The following is a 1,752-nucleotide window of genomic DNA, read 5'->3' on the forward strand; positions in this document are numbered from 1 at the left end:
CGCTGCCTTTGCCCCCGGGTGCTCCCGGCGACCCATTCAGCGCCGCGGCGATCATGTCCAGCGCCCCCGCCGAGGGCGGCACGGCGACGCTGTCCGGCGCGCCCAACTACCTACTGACCTTCGCGTCCTCGCCGGTGTTTTCAGGCACCGTCATCGTAACGTACACACTGACCGGCCCCGGCGGCGTTTCCGATCCGGCCACGGTGACCATCACCGTCACCACGCGGCCGGACCCCTCCGACGATCCGGAGGTCGCCGGGCTGCTCAATGCCCAGGCGCAAGCGGTGCAGCAATTCGCCGCCGGGCAGACAGACAATATCAACCATCGCATGGGCGCTTTGCGAAGCGAGGCGTGCCGCAAGGCCTTTGCGAATGGGCTCGAACTGTCTGGCCAAGGCGCCGATGGCAATGCCGCCAGCGTCGACTTTCCAGACGGATCCGATTGTGGGGGCGACGCGGCAAAGCTGGGCTTCGGCTTGTGGGCCGGCGGTCACATCGATCTCGGCCATAGTTTGCCTGACAATAGCGCGGAGCGGGACTCCGTTTCGATCAACATGACCACCGGCATCGACTACCGTTTCAACGACCGTTTCGTCGCCGGTCTGGCCGTCGGCTACTCCAGCGACGACAGCGACATTGGCGGCAATGGCACCGAGAGTTCCGGCGAGGCCTACAGCGCGACGCTCTATGCAAGCTATCGCCCGGCCGAAAACCTGTTTCTCGATGCCCTGGCCGGCTACGGTTCGTTCAGCTTCGATTCGAAGCGCTTCGTGACAAGTGTTGGCGGCTTTGCCGACGGTCAGCGTGACGGCGACCAGATTTTCGGCTCGCTGACTGCCGGTTTCGATCATAGCGTCGGCGGGCTGCGACTCACTCCGTTCGCCAGGTTGACGGCATCCTCTTCGAGCCTCGACGCGTTTACCGAAACCGGAGCAGGCATCTATTCGCTGAGCTTCGGCAAGCAGAGTGTCGACAGCCTCGGCGGCACGCTTGGCCTTGCCGGCGGCTATGACATGCCGGTGGCCCTCGGCGTCTTCACACCACGCTTCCGGTTTGAATACACTCACGAATTCTCCGGCTCGAGCGGCGTCGATATCCGCTACGCGGATAGTCCGGATGGCCTTGTCTATGGCTTCCAGACGCAGCCTTTGGCGAGTGACCAGGTGATGATCGGCCTGGGCGCCGATCTGCTGCTGCACCAAGGGTTATCCATCGGGCTCGATTATCGCGGCACAATCGGCTTTCAAGACAGCTACAGCCATGCCTTTGGCCTGAGGGTCGGCGGCGGGTTCTGACCATTGCGGCAACGGCTGCTCATCCGTCCCGTGGACGGATGAGCAGCCCCATCGCTAACAGTTCAGTCGCCTTGGGCGCTACGTCCTCAGAACGCCACCGGCCTGCTTACCGACATTCTCGACGATACGCTTGGCCAGTGCCTCGAAATCCTCGTCGGTCAGTGTCTTTTCAACCGGCTGGATCGACACTTCGATGGCGATCGATTTCTTGCCCTCGCCCAGCGAAGCGCCTTCGAAGATGTCGAAGACCGAGACGGCGGTGATGAGCTTCTTGTCGGCGGCGAGCGCCGCGCGCACCAGCGTGCCGGCCTCGACCGTTTTGTCGACGACGAAAGCAAAGTCGCGCTTGACCGCCTGGAAGGGGGACAGTTCCAGTTTCGGCTTGGTTTTCGTCGGCTTGGCCTTCGGTTCGGGCACGGCATCGACGAAGACTTCGAAGCCGCACAGTGGCCCGGAA

1 protein-coding gene and 1 pseudogene are annotated in these 1,752 nt (G+C 63.2%); one reads left to right on the forward strand and one right to left on the reverse strand.

Going from position 1 to position 1,752, the window contains the following annotated elements; all coding sequences use genetic code 11:
• Window positions 1-1,295 (forward strand): autotransporter domain-containing protein (locus tag EN750_RS32800; protein WP_210212789.1); only part of this gene is annotated, 1,295 nt, incomplete at its 5' end.
• A 78-nt stretch (window positions 1,296-1,373) separates the two neighbouring features.
• Here the strand turns inward: EN750_RS32800 and EN750_RS32805 are convergent.
• A pseudogene (locus EN750_RS32805) lies at window positions 1,374-1,752 on the reverse strand (phenylalanine--tRNA ligase subunit beta); the annotation flags it as partial.

This window comes from Mesorhizobium sp. M7A.F.Ca.ET.027.03.2.1 (assembly GCF_003999175.1).
GTDB lineage: Bacteria > Pseudomonadota > Alphaproteobacteria > Rhizobiales > Rhizobiaceae > Mesorhizobium.